This is a genomic window from Mesobacillus thioparans (genome assembly GCF_965138835.1).
GTDB classification, from domain to species: Bacteria; Bacillota; Bacilli; order Bacillales; family Cytobacillaceae; genus Mesobacillus; species Mesobacillus thioparans.
In genome coordinates this window covers 71,291-92,746 of sequence record NZ_CBCSFH010000008.1, presented here as the reverse complement: position 1 = coordinate 92,746, position 21,456 = coordinate 71,291, and the positions used below count along the sequence as shown (strand labels likewise).

The 21,456-nt window shown below is 36.9% G+C and carries 15 protein-coding genes and 2 pseudogenes; 16 read left to right on the top strand and 1 reads right to left on the bottom strand.

The genetic code is table 11. The features are described from left to right. The first annotated feature begins 22 nt into the window (after positions 1-22). From ACNAZ4_RS14345 to ACNAZ4_RS14320, 6 genes are all read left to right on the top strand, one after another. Positions 23-1,354: a capsular polysaccharide export protein, LipB/KpsS family gene (locus ACNAZ4_RS14345; RefSeq protein WP_415815301.1), complete on the top strand. Its 1,332-nt coding sequence runs from the start codon at positions 23-25 to the stop codon at positions 1,352-1,354. A 132-nt stretch (positions 1,355-1,486) separates the two neighbouring features. Further along, entirely contained in the window at positions 1,487-2,218 is a 732-nt protein-coding gene (gene kdsB, locus ACNAZ4_RS14340; protein WP_415815299.1) for a 3-deoxy-manno-octulosonate cytidylyltransferase, read from the top strand. Beyond that, positions 2,211-3,038, top strand: a complete 828-nt coding sequence (kdsA, locus tag ACNAZ4_RS14335; protein ID WP_415815297.1) for a 3-deoxy-8-phosphooctulonate synthase — start codon at positions 2,211-2,213, stop codon at positions 3,036-3,038. Before kdsB ends, kdsA begins: the two co-directional genes overlap by 8 nt. Before the next feature lie 13 nt (positions 3,039-3,051). Next, a complete protein-coding gene (locus ACNAZ4_RS14330; RefSeq protein WP_415815295.1) occupies positions 3,052-4,035 on the top strand; it encodes a KpsF/GutQ family sugar-phosphate isomerase in 984 nt (327 codons plus the stop codon). Positions 4,036-4,050: 15 nt separating this feature from the next. Then, on the top strand, positions 4,051-4,566 hold the full coding sequence (locus ACNAZ4_RS14325; RefSeq protein WP_415815293.1) for a KdsC family phosphatase: 516 nt from the start codon (positions 4,051-4,053) through the stop codon (positions 4,564-4,566). 267 nt (positions 4,567-4,833) lie between these two features. Continuing rightward, positions 4,834-5,262, top strand: a complete 429-nt coding sequence (locus ACNAZ4_RS14320) for an HIT family protein (protein WP_415815291.1) — start codon at positions 4,834-4,836, stop codon at positions 5,260-5,262. A 65-nt stretch (positions 5,263-5,327) separates the two neighbouring features. On the opposite strand, the gene ACNAZ4_RS14315 is transcribed toward ACNAZ4_RS14320, so the two are convergent. Next, complete coding sequence (locus tag ACNAZ4_RS14315; protein ID WP_415815289.1) at positions 5,328-6,662, bottom strand: glycosyltransferase family 2 protein; 1,335 nt, start codon at positions 6,660-6,662, stop codon at positions 5,328-5,330. Positions 6,663-6,872: 210 nt separating this feature from the next. Between ACNAZ4_RS14315 and ACNAZ4_RS14310 the strand changes: the two are divergent. From ACNAZ4_RS14310 to ACNAZ4_RS14265, 10 genes and pseudogenes are all read left to right on the top strand, one after another. Continuing rightward, positions 6,873-8,060 (top strand): annotated as a pseudogene (locus ACNAZ4_RS14310) (CDP-glycerol glycerophosphotransferase family protein); the annotation flags it as partial. A 213-nt stretch (positions 8,061-8,273) separates the two neighbouring features. After that, the gene (locus tag ACNAZ4_RS14305) at positions 8,274-8,987 is read left to right on the top strand and encodes an IspD/TarI family cytidylyltransferase (protein WP_415815287.1); all 714 of its coding nucleotides are present in this window, start codon (positions 8,274-8,276) and stop codon (positions 8,985-8,987) included. After that, positions 8,984-10,015, top strand: coding sequence for a ribitol-5-phosphate dehydrogenase (locus ACNAZ4_RS14300; protein ID WP_415815285.1), 1,032 nt, complete (start codon positions 8,984-8,986; stop codon positions 10,013-10,015). Before ACNAZ4_RS14305 ends, ACNAZ4_RS14300 begins: the two co-directional genes overlap by 4 nt. A gap of 23 nt (positions 10,016-10,038) precedes the next feature. Beyond that, a complete protein-coding gene (locus ACNAZ4_RS14295; RefSeq protein WP_415815283.1) occupies positions 10,039-11,199 on the top strand; it encodes a CDP-glycerol glycerophosphotransferase family protein in 1,161 nt (386 codons plus the stop codon). A gap of 47 nt (positions 11,200-11,246) precedes the next feature. Beyond that, the gene (locus ACNAZ4_RS14290; RefSeq protein WP_415815281.1) at positions 11,247-13,139 is read left to right on the top strand and encodes a CDP-glycerol glycerophosphotransferase family protein; all 1,893 of its coding nucleotides are present in this window, start codon (positions 11,247-11,249) and stop codon (positions 13,137-13,139) included. A gap of 251 nt (positions 13,140-13,390) precedes the next feature. Beyond that, positions 13,391-17,131, top strand: a complete 3,741-nt coding sequence (locus ACNAZ4_RS14285; protein WP_415815279.1) for an SH3 domain-containing protein — start codon at positions 13,391-13,393, stop codon at positions 17,129-17,131. A gap of 155 nt (positions 17,132-17,286) precedes the next feature. Next, a pseudogene (locus tag ACNAZ4_RS14280) lies at positions 17,287-17,595 on the top strand (SH3 domain-containing protein); the annotation flags it as partial. Between the two features lie 27 nt (positions 17,596-17,622). Then, complete coding sequence (locus ACNAZ4_RS14275) at positions 17,623-19,557, top strand: SH3 domain-containing protein (RefSeq protein ID WP_415815473.1); 1,935 nt, start codon at positions 17,623-17,625, stop codon at positions 19,555-19,557. Positions 19,558-19,812: 255 nt separating this feature from the next. Then, positions 19,813-20,214, top strand: a complete 402-nt coding sequence (gene tagD / locus ACNAZ4_RS14270; RefSeq protein WP_415815277.1) for a glycerol-3-phosphate cytidylyltransferase — start codon at positions 19,813-19,815, stop codon at positions 20,212-20,214. 46 nt (positions 20,215-20,260) lie between these two features. Continuing rightward, positions 20,261-21,397 (top strand): CDP-glycerol glycerophosphotransferase family protein, encoded by a 1,137-nt coding sequence (locus tag ACNAZ4_RS14265; protein ID WP_415815275.1) that lies wholly within the window; start codon positions 20,261-20,263, stop codon positions 21,395-21,397. The last annotated feature ends 59 nt before the right edge of the window (positions 21,398-21,456 follow it).

The following is a 21,456-nucleotide window of genomic DNA, read 5'->3' as shown; positions in this document are numbered from 1 at the left end:
AATTTTAATAGAAGGTGATGATTTGAAAATTTGTTTCTTTGGCTTTGCCAAAATGGATTATAAAGGTGAAGAGATAAATGAAGCCTTTTTTCTAAAAATGCTTGTTGATGAGCTATCTGAAAGAGGGGTTAAATCTTTTTATTTTTTTAAAGAGAATGATACAGGTCTTCATGATGAGAATCTTTATAATGATTTCAGTATAAAGGCAGAAAGATTATGTATTAATCAATATACAGATTATCCTTTTAAAGAATATGTAAATTATACAGAAGAGGAACTGTACGAGGTTATAGAGTTTAACCACCAAGTGGGATTAATAAAGAATGGTATGGACAGTGAACGGAAACTTCTGACTACAGTTACAAAATGCTTAGAAAACATTAAGAAATTTGACTCAGAGTACAATTTTGATTTGTTTGTGTTTTTTGGTAATACGATTATTAGTAATATAATTAGAGCCTATTGTAAAAAAAATAATAAACAATATTATAATATGGAGAACGGTTATTTCAGGCCCTATACCCTTATGGTGGACCCAAAGGGAGTAAACTATAATAGTACTATCCCTAGAGAATTTGAGTTTTATCGAAATCTTTCGCTAGATAGTAATCGGCTGTCGGAATATTTAATGAAACCAGAATATGCTGGAACAAACTCCGCAGAAACTTTGTATTATCGCAAAATTTTTTATAATTATTATGGAATCCATATAGAAGACAAAAAAAGAACCTCAAATATAAATAATAAAATGAATAAAGATTTTTTTGAACTTCCTGAAGAATATATATATGTTCCGTTTCAACTGGAGACTGATTCCCAGATTATTAAACATTCTCCAAACGTTAAAACCATGAACCAACTGGTTGAAGTAACCAGTAAAAGTTTAGAAAGATATAACAGGGATAACAATAAAAATTTGAAAATCATATACAAAACACATCCTCTTTATACCTCGGAACTGAAAATTATGGACCTAGAGGGTATTCAGCAAATTTGTAAGCAGGATCCTAATCTGATTTTTTTAACAGATGGCAACAATAAAGAACTACTAAGTAATGCTAAAGCTGTTATAACAATTAATTCAACTGTGGGCTTGGAAGCATTAATTGCTCATAAGCCTGTTATAACCCTAGGTCAAGCATTTTACAATATATCCGGACTGGTTCATGTTGTTGAAAATCTAGATTATTTAAGTGGAACATTAGAAAAAGCATTAACAGTTCCTGTAGATTCGACAGTAATTGATAAATTTTTATATTACTTAAGGTTTCATTATTTTGTTGAAATTTTTCGAAGCAGCCCTGATAAACAATCAATTAAACGCTTGGCAAACAAGTTAATAAATATTGAGTAGGAGGGTATATAGTATCAGGGTAGTTGTAAGGTTCTGTCAGAAGAGGACAAAAGACTTCAAAAAATGGCAGATTTCTTATATACTTTGTTAGAAATGCCTTTTTTATGATTAAAAACAAGAAGGTGAGAAGTTTTGAGAGCTCTAGGTATAATACCTGCAAGGTACGGTTCCACCCGGTTTCCTGGGAAACCGTTAGCCTTAATTAACCACGTACCAATGATTGTTAGAGTTTATAAACAAGTGAAGAGAAGTACGCTTCTTGATGAAGTTATTGTAGCAACTGACCATATCGAAATTAAACGAGTAGTCGAAGAAGCAGGAGGAAAAGCATTTCTGACCCAAAAAGATCATGAAACAGGATCAGATAGAATTGCAGAAGTAGCTGAGGCCTTTGATTGTGATTTTGTTGTCAATATTCAGGGAGACGAGCCTTTAATTGATGCAACACTAATTGATGATATTATCAATAAGGCGCAAGCTCACCCACAATCTGTAATCTCTGCTATGACTAAGATAGAAGATAGGGCATCCATTGATGATCCAAACAATGTAAAGGTTGTCAGCAATGAGGAAGGGAAAGCTTTATACTTTTCTAGATCTCCAATTCCCTATAACCGTCAAGGTTCAAAAGTGAATTACTACAAGCATATAGGCATTTATGGGTATCCAAAATCAATTCTATTGCAGTTTATTAAGTGGAAACCTTCAACTTTGGAAACCATAGAAGTATTGGAACAACTCAGGCTTATGGAAAATAATATTCCGATTCATCTAGTTGAAACAAATCAGCAGCTAATCGGTGTTGATAATCCAGACGACATACAAAAAGTTGAAAAATTATTGGAGGCACAAAACAATGAATAAAACAATTGAGTTAAATAAGAACATTGTGTTTGGCGGCAACAATCCATTCGTTTTACTCGCAGGGCCATGTGTAATTGAAAATGAGGACTTAGTTCTTTCAACAGCTGAGAAGTTAAAAGAAATAACAACAAAACTTAATATTCCATTTGTTTTTAAATCTTCTTATGATAAAGCAAATCGTTCTTCCATTCATTCTTTCAGAGGTCCAGGACTTGAAAAAGGCCTTGAGATTCTTGCGAAAGTAAAAGAACAGTTCGATGTACCTGTCGTTTCAGACATACATGACCAATATCAGGCTGAGGCTGCTGGAGAAGTACTTGATATTATTCAAATACCTGCTTTCCTATGCAGACAGACAGATTTGTTAGTAGCAGCTGCTAAAACCAATAAAATTGTTAATGTGAAAAAGGGGCAATTCCTTGCTCCTCAGGATATGAAAAATGTCATTACGAAGCTGGAAGAGGCAGGAAATGATAAAATTTTATTAACTGAACGTGGAAGCACATTTGGTTACAATAATTTAGTTGTTGATATGCGTTCTTTAGTAATGTTAAGAGAACTAGGAGCGTTAGTAGTATTTGATGCTACGCACAGCGTCCAGATTCCTGGAGGAAATGGTACTACAACAGGTGGAAAAAGAGAATTCGTACCTTACTTGTCTAGAGCTGCAGCAGCAGTTGGTATTGATTCGTTATTCATGGAGACTCATCCAGATCCAGATAATGCAAAGTCAGATGGACCTAACATGGTAAAGCTAGACAATCTTGAAGAAGTCCTGAAGCCAATTATTGAAATAGACGCAATGGTTAAAAACTTATAAAGGTGCGATTATTATGGCGAATACAGAGCTAGGTAAAGTAGATTATCTCGAAACTGTCAAACGTGTACTTGAGGTTGAGGCTAAAGCGATTACTGAACTTTCTTCAAATATTGATGCTGAAAAGCTAACACAGGCTATCCAGTTAATATTAGATTGCAAAGGCAGAGTAGTTATTACAGGCATGGGTAAGTCGGGCATTATTGGAAGAAAATTTAATGCTACACTTGCAAGTACGGGTACACCATCGCTATTTATGCATCCTTCAGAAGGTCTTCATGGTGATCTTGGAATGATCACTAAAGATGATGTGGTAATTATGATTTCTAATAGCGGGGAAACAGAAGAAGTCCTAAACTTGCTGCCATCCATTAAAAAGATTGGACCAAAGTTAATCTCGATTGTTAGAAATGAAAACTCAACCATGGGTCAGGTTTCTGATGTTACCCTTAGTATAGGAGTCGTCGAAGAAGCGTGTCCCCTTGGGTTAGCTCCAACTACAAGTACCACATTGACATTGGCTTTAGGAGATGCGATTGCAATTGCTTTGTTGGAAGCGAGAGAATTTACACCGCTGGATTTTGCTTTATATCACCCAAGCGGCTCATTAGGTAAAAAATTGCTCCTTACAGTTGGGGATATTATCTCAAAATCCGGTTGTAACCCAATTGTAAAAGAGACAGACTCTGTCCAGGATGCGCTTTTTCAAATGACTACTCACGGAGCAGGAGCAACAGCTATTGTAAATGAAAATGGTAACGTGACGGGGATATTAACTGATGGTGACGTTCGCCGTGCATTTGCAAAAGGAAATGTTCTGGGTGAAGAAGTGATAAATTTCAGCTCAAAGAATCCATTTATTGTTAAGCAAACTGAACTTGCCTTCAAAACATTGTCTATAATGAATGACAATAAAATTAGTGCATTAATTGTTGCTGATGATCAGAAGCAGCCCATTGGAATGCTTAGACTTCATGAATTAATCAACGCAGGTCTGTAAGGGAGATAATGTAGTTTGATAAAATTATTAGTGCTTGATGTTGACGGTGTCTTGACGAGAGGTGATATCGTCTTTGACAGTCATGGAAACGAATTAAAGGCCTTTAATGTAAAAGATGGTTTAGGGATCGGTCTTGCTAAGAAGGCGAATGTGAAAATTGCAATTATTACCGGGAGAGAATCAGCTCCTGTCACTAGAAGAGCTAAAGAACTTAAAGTTGATCATCTGCATCAGGGTATTCATAATAAGATTGAAACATTAGACCTTTTAATTGAACAGTTAAATATTGACTATAAAGAAGTTGCATATATGGGTGACGATTTAAATGATTTAGCTGTGATAAAAAAGGTTGGTTTTTCTGGTACTCCATATAATGGAGTGAATCAAGTAAAGGAAGCCGTACACTTCATTTCTAATTTTAACGGCGGTGAGGGTGCGGTGAGAGAATTTATCGAGGAAATTTTGGTGAAAAAGAACGAGGTATCAGATATATTGAGTCTTTTTGAAACAAGAACTCACAATATACAATAAAAGGGACAAGATGTTGATCATTAAGTATCAGCATCTTTGTTTTTAATTTGGACCTGTTATATCGTACTGTTGATTTCCGTCTTCAAACGCTCCGCTTTATGCTGGAAAGAATAAGAAAAAGACCAACTGAAAGAAATTCTTCTTTGGGGGAGTTGCTGAGCTTCCTCGCAGAAGGGGTCAACGTACCTGCCGCTACAATCAATGAACATTCTGTCTTACAGAGTATTTAATTATAATTTAATGAAGAAAGTTGAACGGGAGGCTAAAATGCATACGTGTAAAATGTGTGATTTTCAAGGAGCTGTCATAAATAAAGTTATAAAAAGGTGGAGAATGATCATTCCTCCAAAACCTGCTGATCTAAGCGGGTATGTGATTTTGACGCCTATCGAACATAAAGAAAACTGGAGTGAAATCACTGTAGAGGAATACCAGGAAGCTGCTTCCTTGCTTAGAGAAATTGAAAAAGCATTGAATTCAAAAAGTGCTTTAGAAAGGCTTTACACCGTCACAATAAGTGAAGAGGTAAGGCATCTTCACATTCATGTAATTCCAAGGTACAAAGACAGAAATTTAAAAGGTGTGGATTTAATCAAGTATGCAACTCAAGCACCTCCTGCTCCGGAAAATGAAGAAAATAATACTGATTTTTCTCATGCGCTGATAACTGAAATTTTCAACAACATGAAGGCTTAATCTAGTTAAGATGAAAGCAGGTTGAAAGCTCTAATGTGAAGCTTTCAACCTGCTTTTTCAAAAGGTTATTTTATTTTACTCATTTCTTTTAATAAATTTACTGTATTTAGCAGGATTCTTTTATTTTCAGTGATAATGCCAAATTGGAACTTATTACAGTAAATAGGAATATGGGCATCAAAACCTGCATGTTCATAGTCTCTTACCAGACTCCCCCAAATTACTCTGCGCTTAGAGGGTAATAATTTTTTAGGTAAAATCATAATTTTATTGTTGCATTTGATAAATAGTTGGTCCTCAGGTTTCATGAAGTACTCTTTGTTCATGAAGTTACCTTCAATATGCCATTTTAAGCCCCTGAAACGTATTTTCGTTATAGAGACATCCTGATTTGCAATCTTGGGCTTTGACTGTTTATATGGCCAGCCATGCTTTTTCAAACTTAATAAATATCTCTTGTAGTAGAAAGGCATGTCCTGCTCTTTAATATACTTATTTTCAAATTGCTGAAGTAAATGAACCAGTTCATTGAAAAACACTTTTTGCTCTTCTACGCTTAGTACTTCATAAATAACCTCATTGTTTTTGGGCAGAAGATACAATCTAATATGGTATACGATTAAAAACTGGATATAAGGAAGGACTTTGTCATGCATTCTTATGCTTTCTTCAACTAGGCTTCCATAACATTGGTTCAACATATTCGTGTATCTTGATTCATCATACCATGCGTTATTGACAAGTGAATCTTCTTCATGTCGTTTCCGATAATAATACTTCGGGGTTGATACAAGACCATAATTTTGATGTTCCAATAGAAATGTATTAATGAATAAAGCGTCTTCCCAAAACTTTAAGTCGCTACGGAAGCGAAATTCTGCATTGTTGAGAATGTGTCCTGCCCTGAAGAAACATCCGCCTATATGGAAGTGAATATCTTTATAATCTTTTGTGATGTCTACAATTCGGTCCCCTTTCTCAAACCTGTAATTCAGGCGATGTGGGGTGTCGATTTTTTCGAAATGATAAAGAGGTATCACAGATAGCTGGACGGTTGGGTTTTGTTTGAAGAATAAATCGATACTCTCCAAAGCGTTGCCAGAAAAATAGTCATCAGCATCCAGGAAGCCTATATATTGAGATTCTGGATTTACTAAGTCTAGTCCTTTATTTCGAGCGCTTCCGGGACCAGAATTTTCACTATAGATGTATTTAATATTGTTAGGAAATTGCTGCACATAATTTGTACATATAATTCGTGAATCATCTGTACTTCCATCGTCAACAAGTATGATTTCAGTGTTCTGACAGAAGTCCAGGGTCTGTTTGAGTATACTCTCAATTGCTTCTTTAACATATTTTTCGGCATTATAAACAGGGATAATTATTGAAAATACCATTTTTAGTTCATTCCCTCTTAGTCGTTGTAATGTATGGATTAGTTAATCGCTAGCGTAGAAGGTCCTTTTATTGTAATGGATAACATTTGTATTATATTATAAGATAGAAAAACGACCAAAATATTTATCTTCTGTTAAGTTAATAATAATTTCTCCCAAAAGCTGCTTGATGAATGTAAATGTTTAAACTTACAAAAGGTGGGAAACAGTTTGTTTTCTAAGTTGAAAAAAATGCCATTTACACAAATGGTGTATAAGTTACTTTTCCAGTTCGTGTCACTACTTTTCCCCAAAAAAGGTCTAATCATGTTTGAAAGTTATTTAGGAAAGCAATATAGCTGTAATCCAAGAGCTATCTATGAATATCTGAAAGAAACTCACCCAGAGCTTGAATTGATTTGGAGTGTGGACCCTCGTTATGAACGAGAGTTTATTGAAAAAAATATACCCTACTCTAAAAGGTTCTCGATTAAATGGCTTTTTTTTATGGCGAGGGCACAATTTTGGATCACCAATAGCCGTATGCCATTATGGATCCCAAAACCGAGAAAAACAATATATCTGCAAACCTGGCATGGGACGCCACTAAAGAAGCTTGCTCATGATATGGGGGAAGTGTTAATGCCCGGCACTACCACTGAGGAATATAAAGAGGAATTTTACCAGGAATCAAGGAACTGGGATTATCTTATATCCCCGAATAGATACTCAACTGATATTTTCAAACGTGCGTTCAAGTTTGATAAGCGTATTATTGAATCTGGATATCCGAGAAATGATATCTTCTATAAAAAGGATCTAAAAGAGACTGTTGCCATTTTCAAAAAACAACATCAATTGCCTGAAGATAAAAAAGTTATACTTTATGCACCAACTTGGAGGGATAACCAGTATCATCAGGTTGGAAAGTATAAATTTGACTTGCATCTTGATTTAAAGAAGCTTAGAAATGAGATAGGAGAAGATTATATTATCATTCTTCGGATGCATTATCTTGTTGCCGAAAACTTTGATTTATCTGCTTTCGAAGGGTTCGCATATGATTTTTCTAAACATGAGGATATTAGAGAACTTTATTTAATCAGTGATTTATTGATTACTGATTACTCATCTGTGTTTTTTGACTATGCTAATCTAAAACGTCCTATTATTTTTTATGCCTATGATCTCGAGGAATACAAGGATGATATAAGAGGCTTTTATTTTAACTTTGAAGAAAAGGCTCCTGGCCCAATAGTGAAAACTACGGAACAGGTATTAGAGAAGATAAAAGAAATAGAAAGTGGAAACAAGCTTAGTGAGAATTACGAAGAGTTCTACAAGAAGTTTTGCTACCTTGAGGATGGTAATGCAACCTCCAGAGTTGTTGATGTAATTTTGAATGATAAACTGAATTAAAAATGAACTGCTGTCGAACATTGTTGTTTGATGGCTTTTTTTTTGGAAAAAAGACACAGATTTTTAACAGGAGAAAGATCCTCTGTGGTTGAATTGTATAATTAATGAATTGTAAATATCGTTAAGCAAGTGTAAAGAAAATCTTTCTACTCCATGATCAGACAAAAAGTACTCTAAATTAGCTTTTAACTTATTAGATATGGAGTGTTTTATATGATCTACGCAGAAATTCTCGCTGGCGGCAAAGGTACACGGATGGGTAATGTGAATATGCCAAAACAGTTTTTGACATTGAACAGCAAACCAATCATTATCCACACCCTGGAGAAATTCCTGTTGAATGACCGGTTTGAAAAAATCATAGTGGTTTCTCCTAGAGAATGGATGTTCCACACGAAGGACCTGATCAAAAAATATATTCAGTTTGATGAGAGAATTGTGGTTGTTGAAGGTGGCAGTGACCGCAATGAATCCATTATGAAAGGGATAGGGTTTATTGAAGCACAATATGGGCTCCGTAATCAGGATGTGATTGTCACCCATGATTCTGTTCGCCCATTCTTGACCCACAGGATTATTGATGAGAATATCGATGCTGTCCTCGAGTATGGTGCCGTAGATACTGTTATTGAAGCGATTGATACGATCATTCAATCAAATGATGGAGAAGTGATATCAGATATCCCGGTCCGCGATACAATGTACCAGGGCCAAACTCCACAGAGCTTTAATATCAAAAAACTAGTCCAGCATTATCAATCACTTTCAAAAGAAGAAAAACAAATCTTGACTGACGCATGCAAAATCTTCACCTTGAAGGAGGAAAGGGTGAAGCTTGTCAGAGGCGAGGTTTTTAATATTAAAGTCACGACTCCATATGACCTGAAGGTTGCTGAAGCCATCATCCAGGAGAGGGTCCACAAATGATCAATCAAGTCTATCGATTAGTATCTCCACGTCAGTTTGAAGTGACCTACAAGGATCGCTCTCTGAAACATGACGAGGATTTTGTCGTCATCAGGCCGACCCATTTATCGATTTGTGCTGCAGATCAGCGATATTATACAGGTACCCGCGGGGTGGAAGCGATGGCGAAAAAATTACCAATGGCTCTCGTCCATGAGGGAATCGGTAAGGTGGTTTATGACCCGAAAGGTGAATTATCATCAGGTACCCAGGTCGTGATGGTGCCAAATACTCCAACAGAGCAGGACGAGGTTATTGCAGAGAACTACCTTAGAAGCAGTAAATTCCGTTCCAGCGGTTATGATGGATTTATGCAGGATTATGTCTTCCTTTCACGTGATCGGATCGTGCCTCTTCCGGAAAATGTTAATCCGCGGGTAGCTGCATTCACCGAACTCATCACGATCAGTACACATGCGATAGCCAGATTTGAACGAAAGTCGCATTCCCGGCGCAGCAATTTTGGAGTATGGGGGGATGGGAATCTTGGGTTTATCACATCACTTATTCTCAAGAAAAAATACCCAGGCAGCAAGGTGTTTGTCTTTGGGAAGACAGAGTATAAGCTGGATAACTTCACCTTTGTGGATGGGGTTTACCAGATAGATAAGATTCCCGAGAATTTGCTCATCGACCATGGGTTTGAGTGTGTAGGAGGGCAGGGGAGTCAACTGGCGATCAACCAGATTATTGACCATATTCACCCTGAAGGCGCCATTTCTATATTGGGCGTTTCGGAATACCCTGTTGAAATCAATACCAGAATGGTCCTGGAGAAAGGAATTACTGTCATTGGCAGCAGTCGCAGCGGCCGTGAGGATTTTGTTCAGACTGTCGAATTGATGAAACAGTTTCCTGACATCCTTGAGTATTTTGGGATCCTGGTGGGACAGGTGTGCGAAGTGAAGACCGTCCAGGATATCATCCAGGCTTTTGAAAAAGATTTAACCTCCTCGTGGGGTAAAACGGTCATGGAGTGGCACATCTAGATATAGAAAGGCAGGGGAGAGGAATGCCGTTCAAGTTTGCATCTACTATTATGACGAAGAAGGTCCTCCAATTTGTATATTTCTCATCTTGTCTTTTATTTAAGGTAAATGAAAATAAAGTGACATTTGCTTCCTATCGGTCCGAGCGTTTGTCTGGTAATTTATTATATTTATCGGAAGAAATGAATAGGACATACCCTGATAAGAAGTATGTTTATCTGCTCAGGAGGTTGAGGGGTGGCATTTGGGGAAAGCTGGCATACTTCACCCATTTGATAAAAGCAACCTACCACCTGGCGACGTCTGCGAAGTTTATCATTGATGATTTTTATATTCCAGTCTATTTCATAAAGCCCAGGAAAGGTACGGAAGTGATCCAGTTATGGCATGCTGCAGGGATCTTTAAAAAATTTGGCCTTAGTACAGTAGGGAAACCATTTGGTCCAAGCCCTGAGTATTTAAAGCATGTTCGTGTTCATTCAAATTATTCCCGTCTCTATGTAAGTTCATCTGAGGTTATTCCATACTACTCAGAAGCCTTTGGGATGGATGAGAATCGAATATTCCCGCTCGGTCTTCCGAGAACGGACTACTTTTTCAGGAGTTATCAAGGCACTTTGGCTGATCGATTCTACAGTCACTATCCTGACCTCAAAGGGAAGAAGTTGATTCTGTATGCACCAACTTACCGCGGGAGAAGTCATTATCAGGGAGCGTTCAAGTGCCCAATCGATTTTAATATGCTTGAAGAGAAGCTTGGGAACGAATATGCTGTGCTTATACATTTACACCCCTATATGAAGGTGCCCGATATGTCGGACCATCATTTCGTCTACCATTTCCTAAATGACTATGATATCCAGGAACTGATGTACCTCGCTGATGTTTTGGTAACAGACTATTCTTCTGTTATTTTTGACTTTAGCTTATTGGAAAAACCGATGGCATTCTTTGCCCATGACCTTGATGAATACGCACGGGAACGCGATTTTTATCTTGATTATAAGAACATGGTGCCAGGACCGGTTTTCGATCGGACAGAGGCATTGGCTGAATGGATTAAAAGAAATGAATACTCAATGGATACGATCAAGAGATTCCAGGAACGATTCTTCGACTATAGAGATGGAAGGGCTTCCGAGCGCATTGTCCAACATATCTTGTCAGAAGAAATCAGTGGTTAAGGGTTCTTTTTGTTTCCTGGAAATACATAAGATTGGAGATCACCGGCATGATTTCGAGAGTGAAGAGAAAGATAAAAAGATTAATGGGAAAAAGCAAACCTTCCCAACGAAATGAAGCGACGCAGATTGAGTATGGTAACTATACAGACCAGCTTGTCGTACACGAGGACGATAAACTTATAGTCAGCAAGGAAAACCTGAGTCAATCTTTACCCTTGATTGCAGAAATGGCGGGAATCGAGGAGAATTTAATTCCTCGGAGGAAAATCACCTTCATGCAATGGAATGGTCCAATTCTCGATATTAAAGGATATTTTTATTTGGATGCAATTCCTTTGGAAGAGGATGACCTGGTAAAGAAAAGACTTGTGCTGATAAGTTCTTCGGGTATCAAGATCACCATCCCTCTGAAAGATGTTGGGATTGATGGGCTTGATCAGCCTCTGGATATAGAAGGAAAGTACTACTGGGCAGGCTTCCAGGGTAAGATCAATTTTGCCACTCTTGACCATAACGCACCTCTTCCTCATGGGGAGTACAGTGTATATCTTGAGATAGAAGTACATGTTCTGGGGGATCAGCATTATCGGAAAAGATTCCCGCTGGGTAATATAGAAGGATATCTTGAGAATGGTTTCCATTCTTCGAAAATGGAGTACTATTCTTCGAAAAAGGAAATGAAATTTAATTTGCTGGCAACGTACGATTTGCCTCGCAAGACATTGAAAATTCATTCCAGTAAATTGAAAGATATGAATCCCGCTGAAATGTCCTTAGATGCTGACCAAAATAAGCGTGGCATTTTTTATAGTTTTTTTACGAAAACAGTATTCATCATTCTCTACCGCGTGTTTTGCCTCCTTCCGTTAAACGAGAACAAAATCATCTTCGCGTCAGATAGCCGTTCAGGTATGAGTGGTAATTTCCAATTTGTTTATGATGAGCTTATTCGTCGAAATCATAAATTTGAAATCCATACTATGCTGAAAAAGGGTGTTGCGGAGAAAAAAACATATAAAGAAATAGTGGAACTGGCTTATCAAATTGCCACCTCAAAATTTGTGATATTGGATGACTTTTATCCAATGGTCTATTCGCTGAAAATCCGAAATGGAGCAGAGTTAATCCAGTTATGGCATGCGGTTGGAGCATTTAAGACATTTGGTTTCAGCCGTTTGGGGCGGCCGGGCGGCCCTTCCCCGAGATCCAGGAATCACCGGAATTATTCGAAGGCGATCGTCAGTTCAACGAATGTAGCACGGCACTATGCCGAAGGTTTTGGAATTGAAAAAGATAAGGTTATTCCAACGGGCATTCCAAGGACGGATGTTTTTTTTGACCGAGCCTATCAAGAGTCTGTAAAAGAAAGATTGTACAGAGAATACCCATTTTTAAAAGGGAAAAAGGTCATTATGTTTGCGCCAACATTCAGGGGAAATGGGCAGCAATCGGCCCACTACCCGATGGAAGTGCTCGATTTGAACAGACTATATCAAGATTTGCATGAGGAATATGTATTCTTGTTTAAAATCCATCCTTTTGTTAAAAATGATTTTAGTATTCCGTATCAATATAGTGATTTTTATTATGACTTCTCTTCCTATCGGGAAATCAATGACCTGTTGTTCATTACCGATATCCTGATTACAGACTATTCCTCTGTTTGTTTCGAGTTTGCCTTACTGAATAAACCTATGCTCTTCTTTGCTTTTGATGTAGAGGAATATGTGAGGACGCGCGATTTTTATTATGAATTCCACTCCTTTATTCCTGGACCCCTTGTCCGGACTGCAGAGGAAATTGTTCAGAAGATTCAGCTGCGCAATTTCAATATGGAGAAAATCGAGCCGTTCGTTCGTTATTTTTTTGATGATTTGGACGGGAAATCCAGTGAGAGAGTTGTGGATCAAATTATTTTAGGAAAGTGTAATATTAACTAAAATCAAAACACCTAATTAGCAGGAATCAGTTAATTAGGTGTTTTTGTTTTGGGAAATAAATCAATAATTACCATTATTTTTATAGTTTAATTTTTGAAATAGGTTAAAAGTAACCTTTACTTATATTTATATTATACCGATAATAATAGAGTAGTAATTTTAAGATATTTTGTCAGATTTTGTAGTATATTGCTTTTCTAATGACGATGTTGAAGAGGGGTCTTGGACAGAGAAAAAAAGGAAGTGGGAAAATGAAGAAGGCAGGAAAGGTTGCTATACTAACTACTAGTCTAGTTTTTGGAGGAGTAGCTGGATCATTATCGCCAGTGCTACCGATAAAAGTGGAAGCATCTGAAACAGTTGCATTCACTAAAACCACGTACCAAACTACAGCTAATTTGAATTTAAGATCAGGTCCGGGTACTAATTTCAGTCTATTATTGACGATTCCTAGTGGGAAGATAGTGACTTCTTCTGAGAAAGATGGGGATTGGTATAAAGTATCCTATACTTACAAAAGTGATGATAAGAACATTACTAAAACAGGATGGGTAGTCGGAAATTTCTTGCAGGAGTACTATAAATACACAAGTATTTCTGGTTCATATTATTTTGCGAATAAGGCCACCAACCTTTATTCGAATGCTAATACAAAAAATGATGCTGTCGGCTCTGTTTCTTCTGGTGATGTTTTTTACACCAGTCAAGAAGTTATTAATAGTATTGGACAGAAATGGTATAGAGTGTATGTGAATGGAAAAACACTTTATATCAATAGCAGCGATGTTACAAACTCTGAACCTAAATATCTTGCTAAAGAAAATTATGATGTTATCAATAACACAAATCTATTTGACTATCACGGAACCATATATACTAAACTGCTAAGTATTCCGAAGGGTGAGAAAGTAACGACTAACCTTAGAATAGGCGATTGGAATAAAGTAAGCTATACTTATCAAGCTAATGGGAATCAGGTGACAAAAACTGGCTGGGTAAAGAGTAGTGATGTCCAAAAATCCTATAGTTATAAAGCTATAAGTGGAACTTACTTTTTGGTCAATGATGAAACTGGTCTTTATAAGACACCAGATACTAAATTCCAATCTGTAAACAAGATTGGTAAAGGTGACGTTATTTATACAACTCAACAGGTTACAAATAACTCAGGTGAAATTTGGTTCAGAGTTTATATTAATGGAGAATTGCTCTATATACCTGGTAAGTCATTAAATGGTATATCAGTACAGAATTTACCTTCGCTTAGTTATGAAATACTAAATGACTCAAGTTTGTATGAATTTCATGGGGAAATTTTCAGTGAAATGGCAGTCATGCCTAAAGGGGCTAAAGTCATATCAAGTGTAAGGGTTGGTGACTGGTTTAAAGTCAGTTTCAAGGTAATGAATAATGGGAAGGAAATCAATAAAACAGGTTGGGTGAAAAAGGATAGATTTAAAGAGTCCTATAAATACTCCAATATAAGTAGCTCTTATTATTCGGTAAACAAAAATTCTTATCTTTACGCTTTCCCAGTTAAAGAATCTACTCCTGTCAAAACGGTTGGAACTGGAGATGTTATTTATACAACTGAGGCAGTTACCAATAGTTATGGGGAGAGGTACTTCAGAGTCTTTGTTAACGGGAAAACATTATATATTCACTCAGGTGATGTAACGGTAACTGAATCAAAAAGTATGCCCGATGCCGAGTATGAGGTAATTGCTGATTCTAATATGTATGATTATCATGGCACGGTATTCAATAGTCTGGGAAAGGTGTCCCAAGGGACAAAAGTATCCTCTAATTTACGTGTTGGAGATTGGTACAAAGTTTCATCTATTAATGGAAGCGGGGCCCTTTCGGAAGGGTGGATGCATACAAGTGGTTTAGAAAAAGCATCTAAGTATACCAATATTAGTGGTATATATTTTTCCGTTAACAAGTCTTCTAATCTATATACCACACCTGATAATAAGAATACACCAGTTAACAGCGTACAGCCTGGGGATGTACTTTATACGACACAAAAAGTCGTAAATGGAATTGACGAGCTATGGTATCGAGTGTTTGTTAATGGAAAAACACTTTATGTCCGAGGAGATGACCTGACTCAATCCGTATCTAGGTCCTTCAAGGATGATAAGTATATTGTATTAGCCGACACAGATATGTATGAATACCATGGATATATCTTCAATAAGCTTGGGAGTTTGCCTAAGGATACCGAAATTTTAGTCAGTCAAAGTGTCGGGAATTGGTATAAGGTTACTTTTAGCCATATCGAAAATGGGAACAATGTTACAAAGACTGGTTGGGTAGATGGTAAGGTAATCGAAAAGCCTTATGTATTTAAAACAATCAATGGTACTTATTTTTCGATAATCAAACCGACAAATCTATACACAACTCCAGATACTAAACATCAACCAGATAGTAGCATTTCTTCAGGAGATGTTTTGTATACAAGCCAGCAAATCACGAATGGTCAAGGAGAAACCTGGTATCGGGTATATGTAAACGGGAAGACACTTTATGTGCATGGAAACGATTTGAAAATGGAATTATCAAAAAGTTTCCCTTCACTAAAATTGATAGCAAAAAAAGAAGTCCTATTATCTGCTTACCACGGCTCGATATTTGATACATTATCTAAAATTCCAGAGGGGACGGACCTATCTTCTAATTTTAGCGTAGGGGACTGGTATAAGGTTTCCTATGGTGGTAAAACAGGTTTTGTAAATGGAAGCGACTTTGAAGTCCTTGAGTCATTCACAGAGAATTTACTGAACAACAAGAAGTATCTTGTTAATGTAAACTTGAATTTACGGAAATATCCTAATGAACTTACTCAAGTCATGGACCAAATACCTTCTGGAGAAATTTTAGCTCCAACTCATAAAACTTCAAACGGTTGGTATAAAGTCTCATACGGAAATAAAACAGGGTATATTTCGGGTTCTTATGTACAAGAAGTTTTAACAGGAGATCCAATAACCAATTATGATAGTTACCAGTTTATTGATTTGCGTACCCAAAGCCCTGTAACGGCTGCCCAAATCAATAGCTATATAGAGAAATATGTAAATATAAATAAGAAGGTCAGTATTTTAACAGGAAAAGGACAGGCTTTCATAAATTCTGGAGCCAAATATGGAGTGAATGCTTTGTACTTGGTTGCTCATGCTATCCATGAAAGTGCTTATGGTACATCCCCAATTGCACTAGGGAAAATGAATCTTTTTGGGTTTGGCTCATATGATGCAGCACCATACCTTTCGTCTTACATCTTCTCGTCAGTTGATCAAAATATTGACTTTATTGCACAAGAGATGAAATCAACCTATTTAAATCCAAATAACTGGAAGTATAGGGGAGCATACCTTGGATTTAGTACCAAGAATATGAGTAATACTAGAATTGATGCTAATAGTGAAGGGATGAATTTCTATTATGCAAGCGATCCATACTGGGGAAGAACAATCGCGGCTCATATGGAAAAAATACTACCGTATGATAAAGCTTATTACAGCAGTGCTGCTATAAATACTAGTATCCCAAGTAGACCTAGTGCGCCTGTTCTTAGTGATGTTTTCCCGGTAGGTATCATTGCAACAGCGAAGCAGGATATTGGTACTATCAAAGCCGGATCAGATTTTACACTTCTTGAAAAGAGAAATGATTATCAGATAAGAGTAAAAGGAAGCGATAGTGCATTCTGGACTAATGAGATTAAGTTGCATGAATATACGAAGTATCTCTCCGTCAAAAATTTGGGAAGAGTCACAGCTGATGCTTTAAATGTCCGATCAGGACCATCCACATCTTATTTAACTATTGGCACATTTTCTTTTGGCGAGTATGTACACTTGGTATTAAAGTCCGATGGAACTCTCTCTATGAACAGTGATAAGTCCTGGTATGAAGTTAAACTGCCAAATGGTTCTAAAGGCTGGGTTAGTGCAGCGTATATTATAAGAGAATTAAAATAAAACGATAAAAGAACTGATAAGTAACCATAATCTGGTGGGCTTATCAGTTTTTTTTTTGGTAATAAAACTTATAAATTCCATATTATTTCCGATAGTTATAATGTACTAGAAGAACATAGAGAACTTTGAAAGTATATGAAGGGAAAGGGTGGGTTATGAAGCAAATTAGAAGAATAATTATAGCTGCGTTAGTTTTGATACTATTATGGGGAATGGTTCCGAGTTATCTTCCTTTTTATGTAAGTGCAAAAGCTGCACCTCAAATTAAAACAAAGATTGTGGAGTATCAAACTATCTCTAATTTAAATTTACGTAAAGCGCCAGGAACAAGGAGTAAAAAAATTCTGACAATACCCAAAGGAGAAACAGTCAAGTCTTTTCAAAGGAAGGGTGACTGGTATAAAGTTTCGTTTTCTTTCAAAAGTAAAGATAAGACTGTGGAAAAGACTGGATGGGTAAGTGGAGCTTATTTAAAGAAGAAAAGCACTGTAATGACAAAAAAGTCTGTTCCAACTAGTCAAGCTAAATACGCAAAAACGAACTATAAAACAACTGCCAGCTTGAATCTTCGGTCAGGGGCAGGCACCAATTACAAAAAAGTCATCACCGTACCTAAAAGTAAGGTGGTGGTATCAACTGAGAGTAAAGGTACATGGAAAAAGGTTTCTTACTCCTATTCAAGTAAAGGTAAGAAAGTAACAAAAACAGGCTGGGTAAGTGGGAAATACTTAAAAGAATACTATAAATATACAAAAACAAGCGGAACCTATTATTTAGCGGACCAGAAATCCGCTCTATATTCCAAGCCTGACACCAAGAAAAATGCTGTCTATGCTATACAAAAAAATACAGGTTTTTTCTCTACTCAAGAAATCATTAACAGTAAGGGCCAAAAATGGTATCGAGTAAGTTATAAAGGCAAGAAGTTTTATATACATAGCAAAGATGTAAAAAAACAAACGAAGGCAAAAATATCTAAATCGACTTTCGTTGCCCAAAAGGATTCAATTTTGTACTCCTACTATGGTGTTTCGCACGCTAAAGTGAATGCCATACCTAAAGGAACGATCTTGACCACCTCCTACCGTGTCGGAAACTGGTATAAAGCTTCATACGGAGGAAAGACAGGATATTTTTATGGCGATGACTTCACCATTAAGCAGGAAGCTGTTTCGTTAGAAGAAGAGGCTTTGGTGAGGGAGACTTATGCGACAACAGCTTCCCTTAACTTAAGAAGTACAGCTGGTGAGGAAGGAGCCATCCTTGCCACCATTCCTAAAGGGGAAATTATTATTCCCACACATAAAGTTTCTAATGGCTGGTACAAGGTCACCTATAGTGGAAAAACAGGGTATGTTTCTGGTAAGTATATCGAAAAGGTGAGAACGGGGGATCCTCTTACCACTCGCAGCGGTTACCAGTTCATTGATTTGAGAACCAAGTCCCCAGTAAAGGCAGCCCAAATTGATCAGTATATTGACAAGTCTATAGCGGGAAAAACCAGCGTCCTTAAAGGAAAGGGACAGGCTTTTATCGATGCAGGAGACAAATATGGAGTTAATGCATTGTATCTGGCAGCGCATGCAATCCATGAAAGCGCCTATGGATTGTCCAATATCTCACTGGGAAAGCGAAATTTATTTGGTTTCGGAGCTTTTGATGCTGCACCATATGTTGCTGCTTATCGCTTTGGAACAGTTGAACAGAACATTGAGTATATTGCACAAGAAATGAAAGCGACTTATCTGAATCCGGGGAATTGGAAGTATAAAGGTGCATATCTGGGATTCAGTACAAAGACGTTGTCGAATGCAAGGGTAGAAGAGAGCAGTGAAGGAATGAATTTTTATTATGCAAGTGACCCATATTGGGGCAAGGCGATTGCTGCCCATATGGAAAGAATGCTTCCTTATGACAAGAAGTACTACAACTCAGTTAAGCCTGATTTAACCGTTCCAGCTTTTCCTACAAAACCAGCTGGCAGCGACAAGTTCCCTGAAGGAATAAAGGCAGTTGCTAAGAAAGGCCTTGGATTGAGCAGTAAAAAAGGCAACAATGAAATAGTTAAAACATTAAAAAAGGGAATGGAATTCCAGTTGCTTGAAAAAACCAATGATTACTGGATGAAGGTCAAGGTAGAAGATGAAATTTTATGGACAGAAGATATTAGACTGGTAGATTATAAGAATTATATATCAGTCAAGAACTTGGGGAGAGTTACGGCTGTATCATTGAACGTTCGGCCAAGTGCATCGACTAAACAGGAACGCATTGCCGTGCTTAAACTAAATCAATATGTCCATCTGGCTTTGGATCAAGAGGGCAAGATTGTAACAGATAGCTCAAAAGGCTGGTATAAAGTAGTGCTGGCGGACGGTACTAAAGGGTGGGTTAGTGCAGCCTACATCATTAAAGAACTTTATTAATGGGAATGTAAGGACTGGTAAGGCATTTTTTCTTTACCTGTCCTTCTTTTTATGATTAGTATTCTAATTAACGGGTATTTGAATTACAAATATTTTACGTTCATATTAACAACGTAAGTTAAAATATGGCATTGAAATTACAGTTTCCTAGTTTTATAATGAGACGTAGATTAATTTTTTGTAAAAAATACTCGTTTATTGTAAATATTGCGACAATTGACCATAGAGCAGAATAATCCGAGGAGGAACTAAATAATGAAAAAGGTTTTAACTTACGGTACTTTTGATTTATTGCATTTTGGACACATTAACTTGCTTCGACGCGCTGCTGAACTAGGTGATCACTTAACGGTTGGCCTTTCAACAGATGTGTTCAATGCAGGGAAAAATAAAAAATCATACCATAGTTTCGAAAACAGAAAAATGATTCTTGAATCCATTCGATACGTTGACCAAGTAATTCCTGAAAATACTTGGGACCAAAAGATTCAGGATGTCATTGATAATAACATTGATATTTTTGTCATGGGTGATGATTGGGAAGGCAAATTCGATTTCCTCAAAGACTACTGTGAAGTCATTTACTTGCCGCGTACGATCGGCATTTCGACATCAAAGATAAAAAACGATTTAAATAGCAAGGTGAAAAATGGCTAGGGAACTGGCCATTTCTCTTTATCTTCTTGTCTTTAGGCTGGTGTTTATGTTTTTTAACTTAATGCCGCTTAAGGACAAGACAACCTTTGTTGTCACCTTTGGCGATAACAGTAAATATGTCTTCGAGGAAATGCGACGTCAAAATATCCAGGATGATGTTGTTTTTTTATGTAAAGGAAAAGGTTTGTCTTATTTCAAGGATCATGAATATATTGTCCCAGTTCCATTTGAATCATTCAATGTCGTTAACTGGTTAAAGTCTGTATACCATCTTGCAACATCAAAGAAAATCTTTGTTGATAATTACTTCGGCTTCTTGGCTGTAACTAATTTCCGGGAAGAAGTCGAATGTATCCAGTTATGGCATGCAACAGGGGCTGTTAAAAAATTCGGTCTTGAGGATCGATCAATTACAGGAAGAAGTCATAGAGCACTAAAGCGTTTTAAAGCTGTATATAAAAAGTTTGACAAAGTGGTCGTTGGTTCAGATGTGATGGCAAACATCTTTATGAAGGCGTTTAATGTGAAGAATGAAAATATATTGAAAACCGGTATACCGAGAACTGATTTCTTTTTTAATGAGGATGCAAGGAAAAAAGTAATTAGTAAATTGAAGCTAGAGAATAAGCAGTTCGCCGATAACAAAATTATCCTTTATGCTCCGACTTATCGGGACAACGAACTTGATGAGTTTCGCCTTAAGCTTGATATAGGGAAAATGAAGCAGGAGCTAGGGGAAGATTATGTTCTAATTCTTCGACTTCATCCCGCGATAAAAAAATCCGTGGATTACTCTGAGTTATATCCTGGTTTTGTATTTGACTACTCTGGCAGTGACTACGATATTAATGACCTGCTTGTCATTGCTGACTATTTAATTACAGATTATTCATCTATTCCGTACGAATTTTCTTTGCTTGGAAAACCAATGCTTTTCTTCACCTATGACTTGGAAAAGTATAGCAGAGAAAGGGGAATCATCGAAGGAAGTTTCCCTGGCCCGGTTGTAAAAGAAACAGATACCATTATTGAATTAATCCTTCAGAATCAATTTGACTTAAAAATAGTTGAAGATTTCTCGAAAAAATGGAATAAATATTCAAATGGAGCATCTAGCCGAAATCTGGTCAATTATATGTTCGAAGAGGATTTCAAAGAAGTAAAACACCAGCAAGCATTATAATTTGGGCTTCGAAAGATTGGTCTTTCGAAGCTTATGTTTTTATTTAGCATGCACCGGGG

Bases quoted from the DNA above. Each gene is read 5' to 3' on its own strand.
- ACNAZ4_RS14285 (WP_415815279.1), top strand. From the start codon at position 13,391: ATGAAGAAGGCAGGAAAGGTTGCTATACTAACTACTAGTCTAGTTTTT.
- ACNAZ4_RS14320 (WP_415815291.1), top strand. From the start codon at position 4,834: ATGCATACGTGTAAAATGTGTGATTTTCAAGGAGCTGTCATAAATAAA.
- ACNAZ4_RS14315 (WP_415815289.1), bottom strand. From the start codon at position 6,662: ATGGTATTTTCAATAATTATCCCTGTTTATAATGCCGAAAAATATGTT.
- ACNAZ4_RS14300 (WP_415815285.1), top strand. From the start codon at position 8,984: ATGATCAATCAAGTCTATCGATTAGTATCTCCACGTCAGTTTGAAGTG.
- ACNAZ4_RS14305 (WP_415815287.1), top strand. From the start codon at position 8,274: ATGATCTACGCAGAAATTCTCGCTGGCGGCAAAGGTACACGGATGGGT.
- kdsA (WP_415815297.1), top strand. From the start codon at position 2,211: ATGAATAAAACAATTGAGTTAAATAAGAACATTGTGTTTGGCGGCAAC.
- ACNAZ4_RS14265 (WP_415815275.1), top strand. From the start codon at position 20,261: ATGTTTTTTAACTTAATGCCGCTTAAGGACAAGACAACCTTTGTTGTC.
- ACNAZ4_RS14275 (WP_415815473.1), top strand. From the start codon at position 17,623: ATGACAAAAAAGTCTGTTCCAACTAGTCAAGCTAAATACGCAAAAACG.
- ACNAZ4_RS14295 (WP_415815283.1), top strand. From the start codon at position 10,039: ATGCCGTTCAAGTTTGCATCTACTATTATGACGAAGAAGGTCCTCCAA.
- ACNAZ4_RS14330 (WP_415815295.1), top strand. From the start codon at position 3,052: ATGGCGAATACAGAGCTAGGTAAAGTAGATTATCTCGAAACTGTCAAA.
- tagD (WP_415815277.1), top strand. From the start codon at position 19,813: ATGAAAAAGGTTTTAACTTACGGTACTTTTGATTTATTGCATTTTGGA.
- ACNAZ4_RS14290 (WP_415815281.1), top strand. From the start codon at position 11,247: ATGATTTCGAGAGTGAAGAGAAAGATAAAAAGATTAATGGGAAAAAGC.